Origin of the sequence: Bacillus sp. 1021 (genome assembly GCF_014534735.1) — a bacterium.
In the GTDB taxonomy this organism is placed as follows: Bacteria; Bacillota; Bacilli; order Bacillales; family Bacillaceae; genus Bacillus; species Bacillus siamensis.
The window spans coordinates 250,388-267,324 of the sequence record NZ_JACVSR010000003.1 but is presented as its reverse complement, the minus strand read 5'-3'; the positions used below and the strand labels follow the sequence as shown (position 1 = coordinate 267,324).

Here is a 16,937-nt window from a genome sequence, read left to right as displayed (position 1 = left end):
AGACAGAATAAAGGTGAAATGATGAAAGTCGATTTATTTGATTTTGAACTGCCTGAACGCCTCATTGCCCAAGTGCCGCTGAAAGAGCGTGACGCATCGCGGCTGATGGTGCTTGACAAACAGACGGGCGGGCTGACAGACAGTTCATTTAAAGAGATTGTCAGCTTTTTTAAAGAAGGGGATTGTCTCGTCTTGAACAATACCCGTGTGCTCCCTGCCAGATTATTCGGCACAAAAGAAGATACGGGAGCGAAAGTGGAGCTCCTGTTGTTAAAACAGGAAGAGAATGACACATGGGAAACGCTTGTAAAGCCGGCGAAACGCGTAAAAAAAGGAACGGTCCTGACATTTGGGGACGGCCGGCTGACAGCGGTCTGCACGGAGGAACTTGATCACGGCGGCCGGAAAATAGAATTCCGGTATGACGGGATTTTTTACGAAGTGCTTGAATCGCTCGGTGAAATGCCGCTTCCTCCTTACATTAAAGAGCAGCTTGATGATAAAGAACGGTATCAGACCGTCTTTTCAAAAGAAATCGGGTCCGCCGCAGCCCCGACTGCCGGACTTCATTTTACGGAAGAGATTCTGGACGAGCTGAAGCAAAAGGGTGTGCGGATTGAATTTATCACCCTGCACGTGGGACTCGGCACATTCCGCCCAGTCAGTGCGGATGATGTGGAAGAGCATAACATGCACGCGGAATTTTATGAAATGACGGAAGAAACCGCCGCCTCTTTAAACGAGGTCAGAAAGTCGGGAGGGCGCATCGTGTCGGTCGGGACGACATCCACGCGCACCCTTGAAACCATTGCCGGCGAGCATGACGGCGTATTTACCGCTTCAAGCGGCTGGACGTCGATCTTCATTTATCCGGGATATGAATTTAAAGCGATTGACGGCATGATCACCAATTTTCACCTGCCGAAATCTTCGCTTATCATGCTTGTTTCTGCGCTTGCCGGGAGAGAGCATGTTCTTTCCGCCTACCGTCATGCGGTAGAAGAGGAATATCGTTTCTTCAGCTTTGGCGACGCCATGCTGATTATCTAATTTGAATGACAGGAGGCCTCATACAAAGTGGCTGAACAACCGATACGTTATGAATTTATAAAGGAATGCAAACAAACGGGAGCGCGCCTGGGCAGAGTTCATACGCCCCACGGCTCCTTTGAGACGCCTGTATTTATGCCGGTCGGCACGCTTGCTACGGTAAAGACGATGTCTCCGGACGAGCTGAAATCTATGGATGCGGGTATTATTTTAAGCAATACGTACCATTTATGGCTCCGCCCCGGACATGACATTGTAAAAGAAGCTGGCGGGCTTCATCAGTTTATGAACTGGGACCGCGCGATTTTAACGGATTCCGGCGGTTTTCAGGTCTTTTCATTGAGCAAGTTTCGTAATATAGAAGAAGAAGGCGTACATTTCCGCAATCATTTAAACGGAGACAAGCTGTTTTTATCTCCGGAAAAAGCGATGGAAATTCAAAACGCCCTCGGTTCTGATATCATGATGGCGTTTGATGAATGTCCTCCGTATCCGGCAGAGTATGATTACATGAAACGCTCTGTGGAACGGACCAGCCGCTGGGCGGAACGCTGCCTGGAGGCGCACGGGCGCTCTGATGAGCAGGGGCTGTTCGGAATCGTACAGGGCGGAGAGTATGAAGACTTGCGGACACAAAGTGCCAAAGACCTGGTTTCACTTGATTTTCCGGGTTATGCCATAGGCGGATTATCTGTCGGCGAGCCGAAGCACGTCATGAACAGAGTGCTTGAGTTTACAACTCCGCTTTTACCGAAGGACAAGCCGAGATATTTAATGGGTGTGGGTTCTCCGGATGCCTTAATTGACGGCGCCATCCGCGGCGTTGATATGTTTGACTGCGTGCTGCCGACCCGGATCGCCCGAAACGGTACGGTGTTTACGAATGAAGGGCGTCTGAACATGAAAAACGCCAAATATGAGCGCGATTTCCGACCGATTGACGAAGAGTGCAGCTGTCATACATGCAAAAATTACTCCCGTGCTTACATCAGACATTTGATCCGCTGCAATGAAACGTTTGGAATTCGATTAACAACTTACCATAACCTTCATTTTCTGTTACACTTAATGGAGCAGGTCAGACAAGCTATCCGGGAGGATCGTCTTGGTGATTTCCGAGAAGAGTTCTTTGAGCGTTACGGCTATAATAAGCCAAATGCGAAAAGCTTCTAAATAAAACCATTTTTGAAAGGAGGGAAACAGATGGGTACTTTAGGCACAATCGTTCCTATTATTTTGATGTTTGCAGTGCTTTATTTCCTGCTCATCCGTCCGCAGCAAAAGCAGCAGAAGGCCGTACGCCAGATGCAGGAAGAGCTGAAAAAAGGAGATTCAGTGGTGACAATCGGAGGATTGCACGGCACTGTTGAATCAATTGATGAAAGCAAGGTCGTTATTAAAACCGGTGATAACACCCGTTTAACATTTGACCGCCGCGCAATCAGAGAAGCTTCTGCTGAATAACAGCGAAGCTCATACATACTAAAAAAGAGCGGAGAATCCGCTCTTTTTTTATTACGCTGATCTGCTTCCCTTCAAATTCACTCCGAAAATCCCGCCCAGCATACTGACTCCCAAAAAGCCGAGATGAAACAAAAGCTGACCGGATGTAAATGATTTTCCGAACCCTAAATATTGAAAAAGCAAGATGATTAATGAGAAACAAACGGCGGTTAACGCTCCGATCATCCAGCCTTTTTCTTTTGCTTTGCCGCCGGAAATAAAACCGCCGGCAAATAAAGAAAGAAAAGAAAGCGCGGTGACCAGCCAGCTGAAAGATGACTCTTCCATTGACGTAACCGTCAGCAGCAGTGAAATCGCCAGACTCGTAAGAAGCATCACTGCAAAGATAGCCACTAAGCCGTACAAGACGCCTTTACCCACTTGTTTCGTTTCTTCCATTTTAATCTCCTCTCCGCCCTGCGGCCTGACATATGACAAGCCGGAGCCCGTCTTTTTCTAAATGTATTCTCTGAATGTTCGGATTAGACGTAAAAGCATCATGTTCAGTTCATTTCTTACATAAAACAGAGCGGATCGCAAATGCTATGACCGTTGGAGGTGCGATATGGGAGATATTTTCATTATTACGTTTCGTACGATTGTGCTTTATTTTATCATTCTTGTGATTTTCAGACTGATGGGAAAACGGGAAATCGGAGAACTGAGCATTTTAGACCTTGTCGTGTCCATTATGATTGCCGAGATTGCCGTATTGGCAATTGAAAATGTAGAAGATAAGCTTTTGCATACCATTGTGCCGATTGTCATTTTAATGATTATTCAAGTAAGCCTTGCTTTTGTCTCGCTCAAAAGCCAAAAAATACGGCAGCTGCTTGACGGAAAACCCACCATTATTATAAAACAGGGGAAAATTGACGAACGGGCGATGAGATCGCAGCGCTACAATTTTGACGATCTTCTTATGCAGCTGAGGGAAAATAACGTCGAAAGGATTTCTGACGTATCATATGCCATTCTGGAGTCTTCGGGCAAACTGTCAATCGTCAAAAAGAAAAACAATAAGGAGAAGCAGATGGAAACATCGCTTATCGTTGACGGGGTCATTCAGAACGAGCATCTGGACAGAATCGGGAAAGATAAACACTGGCTCGAAAAAAACTTAGCGAAAAGAGGATATCAGGATCTTTCGGAAATATCATTCTGCACGTTTACGGACGGCGCTTTTTTTATTGATCTTAAAGATGAAAAAGGAGAGCCTTAATCGGTTTCACCGCGTCACAAACCGTCCGATGACCGGAATCCGGATCAGCTCCTCCCTTTTAATCAGCCTGAATAACAGCAGAAGCACAATATATAGTATGACGGTCATGGCAATCCAGCCTGTAAGATTAACGGCCTCTGACCCTGAAAAATGAACGGCGCGCTTTATGAATCGGCTCACATAACCGCAGATGAATATGACTGCAAAACAGAGCGCGTATTCTTTTATTTTGATGCTGATCGGAAGCACTTTGCTTACGGTGGCTGCATGGAGAAGGGTGACGAGCACCATTCCCGTCACAATCGCCAATGCCGCGCCCATAATGCCCAAAGAAGGCCTGGTCGCCAGCACAAAAATAAGGCCTGTTTTAACAGCGGCACCGATAAAACTGTTCATCATGGCGGCTCCGGCTAAATTAAGCGCCTGCAGCACCGCTTGAAGGGGCCCCTGAAAATAATAGAGCAGAAAAAACGGCGCCATGACTTTAATAAAAACCGCCGCATTAGTCGATCCGTACATGACGGACATCAGCTCATCAGCGAAAGAGAATAAAATAACCACCGAAATGCCCCCGCTTAAAAGACACAGCCTCATCGCCTGTTCCAGACGGTATTCGACAACCTGCAGCTTTTTTTGCTCCATTCCTTCACTGATCGCAGGAACAAGGGCCGTTGACAGAGAATAGGTTATAAAGCTGGGCAGCGTCAAAACCGTCATGGCAAATCCGGTCAGCTCCCCGTACTGGCTGGTGGCAGCAGCGGTGGCGACTCCTGCAATTGCAAGGCTCTGCGCGACGACAATAGGCTCAAAAAACCAAGACAAGTTTCCGATGAATCGGCTTCCGGTTGTCGGGAGCGATACGCTCATCAGCTGACGGAAGGTCTCTTTTCCATTTGCAATCGATTTGAAAAATTGTTTTCTGATTCTGATTGTTTTTTTAGCTTTGAAACAAATGAATAAATAAATAAGAGAGGCGAGCTCTCCGATGACAGACGAAATCATGGCTCCGGCTGCGGCATATTCAATCCCGTACGGCAGAAACACTGTCGTGCAGACCGCGACAAGTGAAATCCGCACAATCTGCTCAAGCACTTGGGAAAATGCCAGCGGGTTCATATTCTGCCTGCCCTGAAAATAACCGCGCAGCACGCTGGAGATTGCGATAATAGGCACGACGGGCGTAATCGCCAGAAGCGGGTAAACCGTGCGTTGATCAGTCAGCATCGTTTCCGCCATAATCGGCGCAAAGCATAAAAACAGCGGCGTGAAGATGAGACTTAATATCCCGGTGATGGTAAGCGACATCACTAAAATGTGTTTCATTTTCTGCCGGTCCCCCCGGGCGCTTGCTTCAGCGACAAGCTTGCTGATGGCAACAGGGAGGCCGAATTGGGTCAAAGTGGTGGCCAAGAAAAATGTCGGGGCAGCCATCATGTACAATCCGACCCCCTCTTCACCGATAAACCGGGCGATGACCACCCGATTGACAAAGCCGAGCATTCTTGTAATCATCCCCGCTGCGATGAGAATAAGAGTGCCCCTTAAAAAAGTCTGTTTTGCCATTTTATAACCCCTGCCTTCTCAAACTACCTGGAATCATATACAATAAAGATATGCGCCGATGTCGTCCGAGCATGACAAGTCTTCGAGAAAAAGGGAAAAAGGAGCGAGCGCCCATGGAGAAGCATCCCGCCGAAATGTATAAGGATCATTTGCGGCCTTTTTTGTACAGTAAACTTGAAGAGTTCAAAATTCTTGGATACGATGATGTTGAACACGAGAGTTTATGGTCATACCTAATACATAAAAAGTGGAAACAGAAAAAGGAAATGCCGCTGTATGAATTGGCCGGCGATATTTTATCAGTTAAAATTGGCGATTTTATGAACTATGCAACCGTTGAAGCTTTTAAGTCGTCTAATTGGCTGGAAAGCGATGAAGGTCAGGAAGCTTTGGATGAACTGCTGAGATAATGATTTGACGGCATAGGTTTAAGGAGGAAATACATAATGAAAAAAGGACGCTTGATTGCGTTTTTCCTGATCGTATTATTAATCGGCACAGGGCTGGGGTATTTTACAAAACCGGCTGCCAATAATATTACGTTAGGATTGGATTTACGCGGCGGGTTTGAAGTACTGTACGACGTGCAGCCCGTCAAAAAAGGCGATAAAATCACAAAAGACGTGCTCGTCAGCACGGTGCAGGCGCTGAACCGCCGGGCTAACGTTCTCGGCGTAAGCGAGCCGAACATTCAGATTGAAGGGAACAACCGCATCCGCGTACAGCTGGCGGGCGTCACGAATCAGAACAGGGCGCGCGAAATTCTCTCAACGGAAGCGCAGCTCTCATTCAGGGACACGAATGATAAAGAGCTTTTAAACGGCTCTGACCTCGTGGAAAACGGCGCGAAGCAAACTTTTGATCCGACAACGAACGAACCGATTGTCAGCGTGAAACTGAAGGATGCGGACAAGTTCGGAGAAGTGACGAAAAGGGTCAAGAAAATGGCGCCTAATAATCAGCTCGTCATCTGGCTCGATTATCAAAAAGGCGATTCATTTAAAAAAGAAGTCGGCAAAAAACATCCGAAATATGTATCCGCTCCGAATGTGAGTCAGGAATTAAATACAAAGGATGTCACGATTGAAGGCCAGTTCACCGTTCAAAAAGCAAAGGACTTGGCCAATATTTTAAACGCGGGCGCACTGCCTGTGAAACTGACCGAAAAATACTCTACTTCAGTAGGGGCGCAATTCGGACAGCAGGCTTTACATGATACGGTCGAGGCCGGCATCATCGGGATTGCAATTGTTTTCTTATTTATGCTGCTTTATTACAGACTGCCGGGACTAATAGCGGTCATTACGCTTTCTGTATACGTGTATATTACGCTGCAAGTGTTTGACTGGATGCAGGCTGTGCTGACTTTGCCGGGTATCGCGGCGCTCATTTTGGGTGTCGGGATGGCGGTTGACGCCAACATTATCACCTATGAACGGATAAAAGAAGAGCTGAAACTCGGCAAATCCGTCCGCTCGGCTTTCCGTTCAGGGAACAGACGGTCATTTGCGACGATTTTCGATGCGAATATCACAACGATCATCGCAGCGGTCGTGCTCTTTATTTTCGGGACAAGCTCTGTAAAAGGGTTTGCGACGATGCTGATCTTGTCAATACTGACAAGCTTTATTACAGCTGTCTTCCTTTCAAGATTCCTGCTCGCCCTTCTTGTGGAAAGCAGATGGCTTGACCGGAAAAAAGGCTGGTTCGGCGTCAAGAAAAAACACATTATGGATATTCAGAAGACCGACGAAAATACTGAACCGCATACGGCATTCCAGAAATGGGATTTCACGAGCAAACGAAAATACTTCTTTATTTTCTCAAGCGTTGTAACCGTTGCGGGAATTATCATCTTGCTGATCTTTAAGCTCAACCTGGGAATCGATTTTGCAAGCGGCGCGCGGATTGACGTGCAGAGCAATCATGCCTTGACGGCACAGCAGGTTGAAAAAGACTTTGACTCTCTCGGCATGGATCCGGAAAACATCGTGCTCTCGGGTAAAGAGAACCATGTTGCCGCAGCCCGGTTTGTCGGAGAGCCATCTAAAGAAAAGATCGCTGAAATCAAAACGTACTTTAAGGATAAATACGGAGCTGAACCGAATGTCAGCACGGTATCGCCGACAGTCGGAAAAGAACTGGCCCGTAATGCCTTATATGCCGTGGCGATTGCATCAATTGGCATCATTATTTACGTATCAATACGTTTTGAGTATAGAATGGCTGTCGCCGCAATTGTATCCCTGCTGTATGACGCTTTCTTTATCATCGCGTTTTTCAGCATTACAAGGCTGGAGGTCGACGTCACCTTTATCGCCGCTATTCTTACCATAATCGGTTACTCGATAAATGATACGATCGTTACATTTGACCGGATCCGCGAGCAGATGAAAAAACGCAAGCCGAAGTCATTTGCCGATCTGGAACACATCGTGAATCTGAGTTTGCAGCAAACCTTTACACGCTCGATTAATACGGTCTTGACCGTTGTGATTGTAGTCGTCGTGCTGCTTATTTTAGGCTCATCGTCAATTACGAACTTCTCAGTCGCCTTATTGGTCGGTTTATTGACGGGTGTTTATTCTTCTCTTTACATCGCTTCACAGCTGTGGCTTGTATGGAAAGGAAAAGAATTTAAAGGGAAAAAATCAATCGAAGAGTAAAATGGGGAACAGGCTGTCTTGCAGAAGGCAGCCTGTTTTTTTAGGCTGCGTTGAACTTAAAACCTGCATTTGCTATAATGACATACGCTTACATAATCAATCATCATTGTAAAAACATGTAGGAGGGTTCTTATGAATGTTCGTGAGTCGGAACTTCCGGGCATCGGCCAGAAAGTCGAAATCATTACGAAAAATCATGATAAAATCAGTATTATTCTCCATGATGACGGCAGAAGAGAGCTCTATTACTTCGATGAGAAAGACCATGACGAATGCTTGGCATCCGTTGAATTTAACGATGAAGAGGCAAGGCAGATTTCCGCTATTTTAGGCGGGATGACGTATAAGCCGAAAGCGTTGGAATCTGTGGAAGTTGCACTTGATGATCTCGTTATTGAGTGGTTTAAAGCCGAATCCCGCGCACCGGCTGTCAGCCGCACAATCGGAGATTTGGATATCAAGAAGCATTACAACGTCCAGATTATTGCGATCGTAAAGAAAAACCGGCAAAAACAGCTGAGTCCCGGCATTGATACTGTAATTGAAGAAGGGGACACCCTCGTCTTATCCGGGGAAAGAAGCGGATTGAAAAGGCTGGTCCGTGAGCAGTTAACGGCCCGGATTTCCTGAGACCGGAGTTTAATCCCTGGAAAATGAGGGAAAAGATAAGAATTAATAATTGGGGGCTGACGTATGAATAAACAATGGACTATTATATTCGCTTTACTATTTACTCTGATTGTCGCCATTTTTGCTGTCATTAACGTGCGGGCGGTTGAGGTTGATTATCTGTTCGGCACCGCTGAATGGCCGCTGATTTTAGTCATTTTAGGCTCTGTGTTAATGGGAGCGCTGATCGTATTTTCAGCCGGTATATTTCAAGTGATGAAGCTGAAGCGGGAAATTAAAATGCTGCGGAAAGAAAACAGATCCGCCGCTGAATTGCCGGCTGATCCGGACGGCAGAAAACCGGCCGCACCGCCGGAAGAAATACTGGAAGAGAAAAAAGGATCAGAATAACATTTGAAACCCCTCAGTCCGCTCTAGTATAATAGGGTGGTTGAGGGGTGAATTTATGTTAGCGTCAAAAATGCGCTGGGAAATCCAGCAGCCGGATCAGGAAAAGGTCAAATCACTCACAGAACAATTGGACATAACACCTCTTGTGGCATCGCTGCTTGTAAAAAGAGGTTTTGATACTGCCGAAAGCGCAAGGCATTTTTTACATACAAAGGATGCAGACTTTTATGACCCGTATGAATTAAAAGGAATGCGGGAAGCAGTTGATCGGATAAAGCTGGCGGTTTCTCAAGGGGAACCGATTATGATTTACGGAGATTACGATGCAGACGGCGTTACAAGCACATCAGTGATGCTGACGGCACTCAGACAGCTGTCAGCAAACGTTGATTTTTATATTCCCGACCGTTTCACAGAAGGCTACGGCCCGAATGAACAAGCTTTCCGCTCCATAAAAGAGCGGGGTTTTTCGCTTATCATTACAGTGGATACGGGAATCGCCGCCGTTCATGAAGCTGAAGTCGCAAAAGAGCTGGGCCTAGACGTCATTATTACCGACCACCATGAGCCGGGACCCGAGCTTCCCGACGTATTTGCGATCATCCACCCGAAGCAGCCGGGCTGCAGCTATCCGTTTAAAGAATTGGCCGGCGTCGGTGTGGCGTTTAAGCTTGCCCACGCGCTTACGGGTTCTTTGCCGGAAGCTATGCTGGACTTAGCGGCAATCGGTACGGTTGCGGATCTGGTGCCGCTGCATGATGAAAACAGATTAATTGCGTCACTTGGAATCGAAAAGCTTCGGACGACAAATCGGCCGGGCCTCAAAGCTCTGATTAAGCTTTCCGGCGGGGATATCGGACAAGCTGATGAGGAAACGATCGGGTTTCAGGTTGCACCGAGGCTGAATGCCGTCGGAAGAATAGAACAGGCTGATCCCGCCGTGCATCTGCTGATGACCGAAGACCAGTTTGAAGCGGAGGAATTGGCTTCGGATATTGACCGGCTGAATAAGGAACGCCAGAAAATGGTGAAAACCATGACCGAAGAGGCTGTTGAAATGGTTCAGCAGCAAGACGGAAACCCGTCTGCCATTGTAGTGGCAAAAGCCGGCTGGAACCCGGGGGTTGTCGGTATTGTCGCATCGAAGCTCGCTGAACGTTTTTATCGCCCCGCTGTCGTGCTGGGGATAGATGAGGAGCAGGGAATCGCCAAAGGATCGGCGCGAAGCATCAGGGGTTTCAACCTTTTTACGAGCCTTTCACAGTGCAGAGACATTCTTCCTCATTTCGGCGGGCATCCGATGGCCGCAGGAATGACGTTAAAGTCTGAAGATGTGCCGGATTTAAGAGACAGGCTGAATCAATTGGCTGAAGAAACCCTTACGGAAGAGGATTTTATCCCGATTCAGGAGGTTGATCTTGTCTGCGGCGTCGAAGACATAACCGTTGAAAGCATTACAGAATTGAATATGCTCTCGCCGTTCGGCATGCTTAACCCTAAACCGCATGTCATGGTGGAAAACGCCGTGCTTGATGAAGTGCGCCTGATCGGAGCGAATAAAAATCACGTGAAAATGACGGTGAAAAATGATGCCGCCGTTCTCGACTGCGTCGGCTTTAACAAAGGAGAGCTGGAAGCCGGAATTGTCCCCGGATCAGCGATTTCCATTGTCGGCGAAATGTCCATTAATGAATGGAACAACAGAAAGAAACCCCAGCTGATGATTAAAGACGCTGCGGTGCTGGAATGGCAGCTTTTTGATATCAGAGGCAAGCGGACGTGGGAAGATACGGTTGCTGCGCTGCCGAAGGAAAAACGGGTGCTCATCAGTTTTAACGAAAAAACTGTGCGAAAACTTCGTGGCGAAGAGCTGCCGGACGAGCTGGTTCAGATCACGTCGGAATCCGAGGCGGAGGCTCTTCCGCTTGACGGAAAGTATGCCGTCTTTCTGGATGTGCCGCCGTCAGAGGAGCGGCTCAAGCGTTTGCTTGACGGGAAGAAGCCGGAACGGATTTATTTTGTTTTTATCAATCATGAAGAACATTTTCTGTCCTCATTTCCATCGCGGAGTGATTTCAAGTGGTTTTACGCATTTCTCTTGAAAAGGGGCAATTTTGACTTAAGTAAGCATGGTTCGGAGCTTGCGAGACACAAAGGATGGTCAATTGACACAATCAATTTCATGACAAAGGTGTTTTTTGATCTCGGTTTTGTTAAAATAGAAGATGGTGTGCTGTCTGTCGTGAGCGGCGCGAAAAAACGCGACCTTGCAGATTCGCAAACCTACCAGGTAAAACAGCAGCTGATGGAATTAGACCAGAAGCTCAATTATTCCGCGGCTCATGAGCTGAAGGAATGGCTGAATAAGCTGATGAACCAAGGTTCAGAGGCTTATGAAAGTACGAGGAGGACATAGAACAGATGGATCTTAAAAAATATGTAACAATTGTGCCCGATTACCCGAAAGAAGGGGTACAATTTAAAGATATTACGACATTGATGGACAAAGGCGACGTATACCGTTACGCCACTGACCAAATTGTTGAATATGCAAAAGAAAAAGAAATTGACTTAGTTGTCGGGCCTGAAGCGCGCGGCTTTATTATCGGCTGTCCGGTTGCATACGCTCTCGGAGTCGGTTTTGCGCCGGTTCGGAAAGAAGGAAAACTTCCGCGTGAAGTCATTAAAGTCGATTACGGTTTGGAGTACGGAAAAGACGTACTGACGATTCATAAAGATGCGATCCTGCCGGGACAGCGCGTGCTGATTACTGATGACTTGCTTGCAACAGGCGGCACGATCGAAGCAACGATTAAGCTTGTCGAAGAACTGGGCGGCGTCGTAGCCGGTATTGCGTTTTTAATCGAGCTTTCTTACCTTGACGGCAGAGACAAGCTTGACGATTACGATATTTTAACATTAATGAAATATTAACCGCATATGGAAAAAAGCACTCGTGTCAGGGTGCTTTTTTCCTATTATTTCATCATCCTGACAGATTCTTTAGGTGTTTTGAACTTCTGCCCTTTACATCTCTCGTTTTTTTCTTGATAATAAACTAATACAGTTTACATTTAAAAAAGGTGATTCCATGGCGAACGAACAAGTATTGACTGCCGAGCAAGTAATAGATAAAGCGCGCACGTATCTGCCGGAGGAGCAGATTGCGTTTGTTGAGAAAGCTTACCTGTATGCGCAAGACGCGCATCGCGAACAGTACCGCAAATCAGGTGAGCCGTACATCATTCATCCGATTCAGGTGGCGGGAATCCTCGTCGATCTGGAAATGGACCCTTCCACGATTGCGGGCGGTTTTCTGCATGATGTGGTGGAAGACACGGATGTCACCCTCGATGACCTGAAGGAAGCATTCTCTGAAGAAGTGGCGATGCTTGTCGACGGTGTAACGAAGCTCGGTAAAATTAAGTATAAATCTCAAGAAGAGCAGCAGGCGGAAAACCACCGAAAAATGTTTGTCGCTATGGCTCAGGATATCAGAGTCATATTGATCAAGCTGGCGGATCGCCTTCATAATATGCGGACGTTAAAGCATCTTCCGCAGGAAAAGCAGCGGAGAATTTCAAATGAGACGCTGGAAATTTTCGCTCCGCTGGCACATCGGCTCGGGATTTCGAAAATTAAATGGGAGCTTGAAGATACCGCTCTCCGTTATTTGAATCCTCAGCAATACTACAGAATCGTCAACCTCATGAAGAAAAAGCGCGCGGAACGCGAACTTTATGTCGAAGAGGTTGTCAATGAAGTCAAAAAACGCGTCGAAGAAGTGAATATCAAAGCGGACTTTTCAGGCCGTCCGAAGCATATCTACAGTATTTACCGCAAGATGGCGCTGCAAAATAAACAGTTCAATGAAATATATGATCTGCTCGCCGTCCGTATTCTTGTCGGAAGCATTAAAGACTGCTACGCCGTACTCGGCATTATTCATACGTGCTGGAAGCCGATGCCGGGCAGATTCAAGGATTATATTGCGATGCCTAAGCCGAATATGTATCAGTCCCTGCATACGACCGTAATCGGGCCTAAGGGTGATCCGCTGGAAGTGCAGATCAGAACATTTGAGATGCATGAGATCGCTGAATACGGGGTAGCCGCGCACTGGGCATATAAAGAAGGCAAGGCTGCAAACGAAGAAGCGACATTTGAGAAAAAACTGTCCTGGTTCCGCGAAATTCTGGAATTCCAAAACGAGTCTACCGACGCGGAAGAATTTATGGAATCGCTGAAAATCGATCTGTTTTCTGACATGGTATACGTATTTACGCCAAAAGGCGATGTCATTGAACTGCCGTCAGGCTCTGTGCCGATTGATTTTTCCTACAGGATTCACTCGGAAATCGGCAATAAAACAATCGGAGCGAAAGTGAACGGGAAAATGGTGACGCTTGACCATAAGCTCCGGACGGGCGACATCGTTGAAATCCTGACGTCCAAGCATTCGTACGGACCGAGCCAAGACTGGGTCAAACTCGCTCAGACGTCGCAGGCCAAACACAAAATCCGCCAGTTCTTTAAGAAACAGCGCCGTGAAGAAAACGTCGAAAAAGGCCGTGAACTTGTCGAGAAAGAAATTAAAAATCTTGATTTTGAAGTGAAGGATGTTTTAACGCTCGAAAACCTTCAAAAGGTTGCCGACAAGTTTAATTTCTCAAATGAAGAGGATATGTACGCGGCTGTCGGGTATAACGGCATTACCGCTTTGCAGGTGGCCAACAGGCTCACTGAAAAAGAACGGAAGCAGCGTGATCAGGAAGAGCAGGAAAAAATCGTTCAGGAAGTCGCTTCCGAGCCGAAACAGTATCCGCAAGGAAGAAAACGGGAAGCGGGTGTGCGCGTGAAAGGCATCGACAACCTTCTCGTCCGTTTGTCGAAATGCTGCAATCCCGTGCCCGGAGACCATATTGTCGGTTTTATTACAAAAGGCCGCGGTGTATCCGTTCACCGTGATGACTGTCCGAATGTAAAAACGAATGAAGCGCAGGAACGTCTGATCCCTGTTGAATGGGAACATGAATCACAGGTTCAAAGACGCAAAGAATATAACGTTGAGATTGAGATTTTGGGGTATGACCGTCTCGGGCTGTTAAATGAAGTACTCCAGGCCGTAAATGAAACGAAAACCAACATTTCGTCTGTATCCGGCAAATCCGACCGCAATAAAGTCGCTACGATTCATATGGCGATTTTTATTCAAAACATCAATCATCTGCATAAAGTGGTCGAGCGGATTAAGCAGATCAGAGACATCTATTCAGTCCGACGGGTTATGAACTAAAAGGAGCTTGCTATGAAATTAGTTGTTCAGCGTGTAACAGAAGCGAGTGTGACGGTTGACGGCGCTGTCGCCGGCCGGATCGGACCCGGTATTATGGCGCTTGTCGGCGTCACTCATGAAGATACAGAGGAAGATGCCGCTTACTTGGCGGATAAAATCGTGAATCTCCGGATTTTTGAGGACGAAAGCGGCAAGATGAATTTATCGCTTTTAGATACGGGCGGAGAGATTTTATCAGTTTCCCAGTTTACGCTTTACGGCGAAACAAAGAAAGGGAGACGCCCGAATTTTATGAATGCGGCCAAACCGGATCAGGCTCTGCTCCTTTATGAAAAGTGGAACGAACTTCTTCGGGAAAAAGGAGTCAAAGTTGAAACGGGAATATTCGGGGCCATGATGGATGTTCAGCTGACGAATTCCGGGCCCGTTACATTGATTATGGATTCTAAACAATAAAAAAAGCTGCCGTTCGGCAGCTTTTTTTATGATTGAAAATAATGTTCCAATCCGCTTTCAATTCCGTCTGTCACTTTTTCCTGGTAAGAGCCGCTATGTATGATTGTTTCTTCTTGCGGTTGACTGAGATAGCCGAGCTCATACAGCAGGGCAGGCCGTTTATTTTCCCTCAGGACGTAATAATCTCCAAACAGAACGCCGCGATCAGGAATAGGTGAACGCTTCGCTACTTCAGAATGGACGTCTGAGGCAAGCTGACGGTCCTTAGACGGACTGTAATAATAAGCCGTGCTTCCTCTTGTTGACGTATCGGCATAGCTGTCATAGTGGATGCTGATAAAGGCATCCGCATTCCGGTAATGGGACGTTGAAACCCTGGCCTGCAGGCTGATAAATGTATCATCCTGCCTTGTGATATACACGTTTGCCCCGGCGGCTCTCAATTTTCCGGCTAACAGCTTAGCTGTTTTAATCGTTACGTTTTTTTCAAACTTCCCGGAGTAGCCGATCGTTCCGCTGTCTTTTCCTCCGTGTCCGGGATCAACGACGATCGTTTTGTTTTTGAGCGATCCGCTGCCGCCTGACGTGTTGGGAGAAGGTGCTTCTCCTGTTTCTTCACCGCTTTTTGACGTTTGCACGACCCAGTTTGCCACATATGCCGTTTGGCCGTTTTCCAGCCGGACTTCATACCACTTGCCGCTTGAACCGACAATCGGATAGGCTGAGCCTTTATCCGCTCTTTTTACGATAGAAGCGGAAGTCGAGGCTGAGCTCCTTAGGTTGGTGCCGCCGTAAACGATATACGCTTTTTTCGAGGAACCTGAGCCCTCAGAGCCGTCTCCCGATTCGGTCGGGGTGTCCGATGAGTCGGAATCCTTTATGATGTAGTGGCTTGCTGCCCAGCCTTTTTGCCCGTTTGCTTCAATTTTCAGCCAGCCGTGGTCTTCGCTTAAGATGGAAACCTTTGCTCCGCGTGATAATTTAGTGATAATCGCTGAATCATGTGACGCTGCACTTCTGACATTCAATGACGAAACGCCTACCGTCCCGTTCTTTGAACCGTTTTGGGATGAAGTTGCTTTCGTATCCGATCTGCCGCTGTCTGCGGTGACGTATTCGGAAGAAACCCACCCGCTTGTGCCTTGATAAGAAATATTCACCCAGCCGCTGTTCTTGTCCAGCACAGAAGCATGTGCGCCTTGCGGAAGTTTGCCGATGACTTCATATGATGTCCCCGGGCCTTTTCTGATGCGAAGATCAGGGTCGTTGGAAGTGACCGTTCCGCTTGTTGCGGATGAATGGTCTGCTCCTCCGGCTGTTTTTGATATCAGCCAGGAAACGACCCATCCGGTCTTACCGGGACTCAGCTGGAGCTGTACCCAGTCTCCCTCTTCTTTTGTGATCGGGTATCTTTCCCCTTTTTTCACTTCAGCCTTTATTCCATAGCTCAGGCCGGGACCGCCTCTGACATTGATCTTGTCTGTCGCGATAACCGCTTCTCCCTCAGCGGCGATTGCGGTATGAAATGACGGAAGAAGTGCCGTGATGATGACGCCGCATAAAATAAGAGCAAGAGTTTTCTTATTCATGGCTGTCCTCCTTTCTGAACTAACTAAAATACATTCTTGTATAATATCGTATTTTCCTTGTTGAATGTTAAATAAAAATAAAATGGTTTGTTTATACTAGTTGTAAATACAGCGAAAAGGTGTGCAAATCATGAAATATCAACCAAAAATGGGACGCGCGCTGCATGATGCGGAAGGAAATCTGCACTTCAGTGATCAGAGCGATAAAGAGAAGGCGGGTTTTCTTGAAGAGACGGCGACGGAGTTCGGTCTTTTATCGAAAGATGCAGTCGCAAGGAAAAACAGACGGAATAAAACTTGACAGGGGAGTGCAATCCCATTATTATAATAGAAATTGATGTACATAAGTCAAAATAACGATTTTGAACCGATAATGGAGAAGAGTAGGTCAGAATGCATGGAGAAGAGAGGAACCGTCCCGGGCTGAAAGCGGATCCGCACTGCATCTTTCTCGAAACAACACTCCGGAGGTTCCCTGCTGAACGCTTTTGCGAGTCATTAGGCAGCGGACGTGAACCTGCGTTAACGGTCAGAGCGGGGATGCTTCAGCATTCCAACTAGGGTGGCACCAC

At 47.1% G+C, this 16,937-nt stretch carries 16 protein-coding genes and 1 other annotated feature (1 of these 17 cut by a window edge); of the genes, 13 read left to right on the top strand and 3 right to left on the bottom strand.

The features are described 5' to 3' along the window. The first annotated feature begins 21 nt into the window (after nt 1-21). The 3 genes from queA to yajC are packed head-to-tail and all read left to right on the top strand — an operon-like array spanning nt 22 to nt 2,514. A complete protein-coding gene (gene queA, locus ICW23_RS13050) occupies nt 22-1,050 on the top strand; it encodes a tRNA preQ1(34) S-adenosylmethionine ribosyltransferase-isomerase QueA (RefSeq protein ID WP_016938803.1) in 1,029 nt (342 codons plus the stop codon). 27 nt (nt 1,051-1,077) lie between these two features. Beyond that, a complete protein-coding gene (gene tgt / locus ICW23_RS13045; RefSeq protein WP_016938804.1) occupies nt 1,078-2,223 on the top strand; it encodes a tRNA guanosine(34) transglycosylase Tgt in 1,146 nt (381 codons plus the stop codon). Between the two features lie 30 nt (nt 2,224-2,253). Next, on the top strand, nt 2,254-2,514 hold the full coding sequence (gene yajC / locus ICW23_RS13040; protein ID WP_012118091.1) for a preprotein translocase subunit YajC: 261 nt from the start codon (nt 2,254-2,256) through the stop codon (nt 2,512-2,514). Between the two features lie 51 nt (nt 2,515-2,565). On the opposite strand, the gene ICW23_RS13035 is transcribed toward yajC, so the two are convergent. Beyond that, the gene (locus ICW23_RS13035; protein ID WP_016938805.1) at nt 2,566-2,952 is read right to left on the bottom strand and encodes a TIGR04086 family membrane protein; all 387 of its coding nucleotides are present in this window, start codon (nt 2,950-2,952) and stop codon (nt 2,566-2,568) included. Between the two features lie 166 nt (nt 2,953-3,118). Between ICW23_RS13035 and ICW23_RS13030 the strand changes: the two genes are divergently transcribed. Beyond that, a complete protein-coding gene (locus tag ICW23_RS13030; protein WP_016938806.1) occupies nt 3,119-3,775 on the top strand; it encodes a DUF421 domain-containing protein in 657 nt (218 codons plus the stop codon). A 6-nt stretch (nt 3,776-3,781) separates the two neighbouring features. On the opposite strand, the gene spoVB is transcribed toward ICW23_RS13030, so the two are convergent. Then, a complete protein-coding gene (gene spoVB / locus ICW23_RS13025) occupies nt 3,782-5,338 on the bottom strand; it encodes a stage V sporulation protein B (RefSeq protein WP_016938807.1) in 1,557 nt (518 codons plus the stop codon). 113 nt (nt 5,339-5,451) lie between these two features. Between spoVB and ICW23_RS13020 the strand changes: the two genes are divergently transcribed. The 8 genes from ICW23_RS13020 to dtd all read left to right on the top strand — a co-directional run bounded on the left by ICW23_RS13020 (nt 5,452) and on the right by dtd (nt 14,776). Then, nucleotides 5,452-5,748 carry a post-transcriptional regulator gene (locus tag ICW23_RS13020; protein ID WP_016938808.1) on the top strand — a complete coding sequence of 99 codons (297 nt, stop codon included), beginning with the start codon at nt 5,452-5,454 and terminating at the stop codon, nt 5,746-5,748. A 36-nt stretch (nt 5,749-5,784) separates the two neighbouring features. Then, nucleotides 5,785-8,004, top strand: coding sequence for a protein translocase subunit SecDF (secDF, locus tag ICW23_RS13015; protein WP_016938809.1), 2,220 nt, complete (start codon nt 5,785-5,787; stop codon nt 8,002-8,004). Nucleotides 8,005-8,136: 132 nt separating this feature from the next. Further along, nucleotides 8,137-8,634, top strand: a complete 498-nt coding sequence (locus tag ICW23_RS13010; protein WP_016938810.1) for a cation:proton antiporter regulatory subunit — start codon at nt 8,137-8,139, stop codon at nt 8,632-8,634. 63 nt (nt 8,635-8,697) lie between these two features. Then, a complete protein-coding gene (locus tag ICW23_RS13005) occupies nt 8,698-9,024 on the top strand; it encodes a LapA family protein (RefSeq protein ID WP_016938811.1) in 327 nt (108 codons plus the stop codon). Nucleotides 9,025-9,079: 55 nt separating this feature from the next. Further along, the gene (gene recJ, locus ICW23_RS13000) at nt 9,080-11,440 is read left to right on the top strand and encodes a single-stranded-DNA-specific exonuclease RecJ (RefSeq protein WP_047475551.1); all 2,361 of its coding nucleotides are present in this window, start codon (nt 9,080-9,082) and stop codon (nt 11,438-11,440) included. 5 nt (nt 11,441-11,445) lie between these two features. Further along, a complete protein-coding gene (locus ICW23_RS12995; protein WP_003152714.1) occupies nt 11,446-11,958 on the top strand; it encodes an adenine phosphoribosyltransferase in 513 nt (170 codons plus the stop codon). A 157-nt stretch (nt 11,959-12,115) separates the two neighbouring features. Beyond that, nucleotides 12,116-14,320 (top strand): GTP diphosphokinase, encoded by a 2,205-nt coding sequence (gene relA, locus ICW23_RS12990; protein WP_016938813.1) that lies wholly within the window; start codon nt 12,116-12,118, stop codon nt 14,318-14,320. 12 nt (nt 14,321-14,332) lie between these two features. Further along, nucleotides 14,333-14,776 (top strand): D-aminoacyl-tRNA deacylase, encoded by a 444-nt coding sequence (gene dtd, locus ICW23_RS12985; protein ID WP_016938814.1) that lies wholly within the window; start codon nt 14,333-14,335, stop codon nt 14,774-14,776. A 26-nt stretch (nt 14,777-14,802) separates the two neighbouring features. Here dtd and ICW23_RS12980 read toward each other — a convergent pair whose 3' ends face one another. Further along, on the bottom strand, nt 14,803-16,365 hold the full coding sequence (locus ICW23_RS12980) for an N-acetylmuramoyl-L-alanine amidase family protein (RefSeq protein ID WP_188154600.1): 1,563 nt from the start codon (nt 16,363-16,365) through the stop codon (nt 14,803-14,805). Nucleotides 16,366-16,495: 130 nt separating this feature from the next. Here ICW23_RS12980 and ICW23_RS12975 point away from each other — a divergent pair, with 130 nt between their 5' ends. Further along, nucleotides 16,496-16,666, top strand: a complete 171-nt coding sequence (locus tag ICW23_RS12975) for a YrzK family protein (RefSeq protein ID WP_016938816.1) — start codon at nt 16,496-16,498, stop codon at nt 16,664-16,666. 60 nt (nt 16,667-16,726) lie between these two features. Beyond that, nucleotides 16,727-16,937 (top strand) — a binding site (T-box leader); it runs 22 nt beyond the window's last position.

What these genes read in the sequence shown, in the direction of transcription:
- queA (WP_016938803.1), top strand. Translation starts at nt 22, where the DNA reads ATGAAAGTCGATTTATTTGATTTTGAACTGCCTGAACGCCTCATTGCC.
- yajC (WP_012118091.1), top strand. Translation starts at nt 2,254, where the DNA reads ATGGGTACTTTAGGCACAATCGTTCCTATTATTTTGATGTTTGCAGTG.
- ICW23_RS13035 (WP_016938805.1), bottom strand. Translation starts at nt 2,952, where the DNA reads ATGGAAGAAACGAAACAAGTGGGTAAAGGCGTCTTGTACGGCTTAGTG.
- ICW23_RS13030 (WP_016938806.1), top strand. Translation starts at nt 3,119, where the DNA reads ATGGGAGATATTTTCATTATTACGTTTCGTACGATTGTGCTTTATTTT.
- spoVB (WP_016938807.1), bottom strand. Translation starts at nt 5,338, where the DNA reads ATGGCAAAACAGACTTTTTTAAGGGGCACTCTTATTCTCATCGCAGCG.
- ICW23_RS13020 (WP_016938808.1), top strand. Translation starts at nt 5,452, where the DNA reads ATGGAGAAGCATCCCGCCGAAATGTATAAGGATCATTTGCGGCCTTTT.
- secDF (WP_016938809.1), top strand. Translation starts at nt 5,785, where the DNA reads ATGAAAAAAGGACGCTTGATTGCGTTTTTCCTGATCGTATTATTAATC.
- ICW23_RS13010 (WP_016938810.1), top strand. Translation starts at nt 8,137, where the DNA reads ATGAATGTTCGTGAGTCGGAACTTCCGGGCATCGGCCAGAAAGTCGAA.
- ICW23_RS13005 (WP_016938811.1), top strand. Translation starts at nt 8,698, where the DNA reads ATGAATAAACAATGGACTATTATATTCGCTTTACTATTTACTCTGATT.
- recJ (WP_047475551.1), top strand. Translation starts at nt 9,080, where the DNA reads ATGTTAGCGTCAAAAATGCGCTGGGAAATCCAGCAGCCGGATCAGGAA.
- ICW23_RS12995 (WP_003152714.1), top strand. Translation starts at nt 11,446, where the DNA reads ATGGATCTTAAAAAATATGTAACAATTGTGCCCGATTACCCGAAAGAA.
- relA (WP_016938813.1), top strand. Translation starts at nt 12,116, where the DNA reads ATGGCGAACGAACAAGTATTGACTGCCGAGCAAGTAATAGATAAAGCG.
- dtd (WP_016938814.1), top strand. Translation starts at nt 14,333, where the DNA reads ATGAAATTAGTTGTTCAGCGTGTAACAGAAGCGAGTGTGACGGTTGAC.
- ICW23_RS12980 (WP_188154600.1), bottom strand. Translation starts at nt 16,365, where the DNA reads ATGAATAAGAAAACTCTTGCTCTTATTTTATGCGGCGTCATCATCACG.
- ICW23_RS12975 (WP_016938816.1), top strand. Translation starts at nt 16,496, where the DNA reads ATGAAATATCAACCAAAAATGGGACGCGCGCTGCATGATGCGGAAGGA.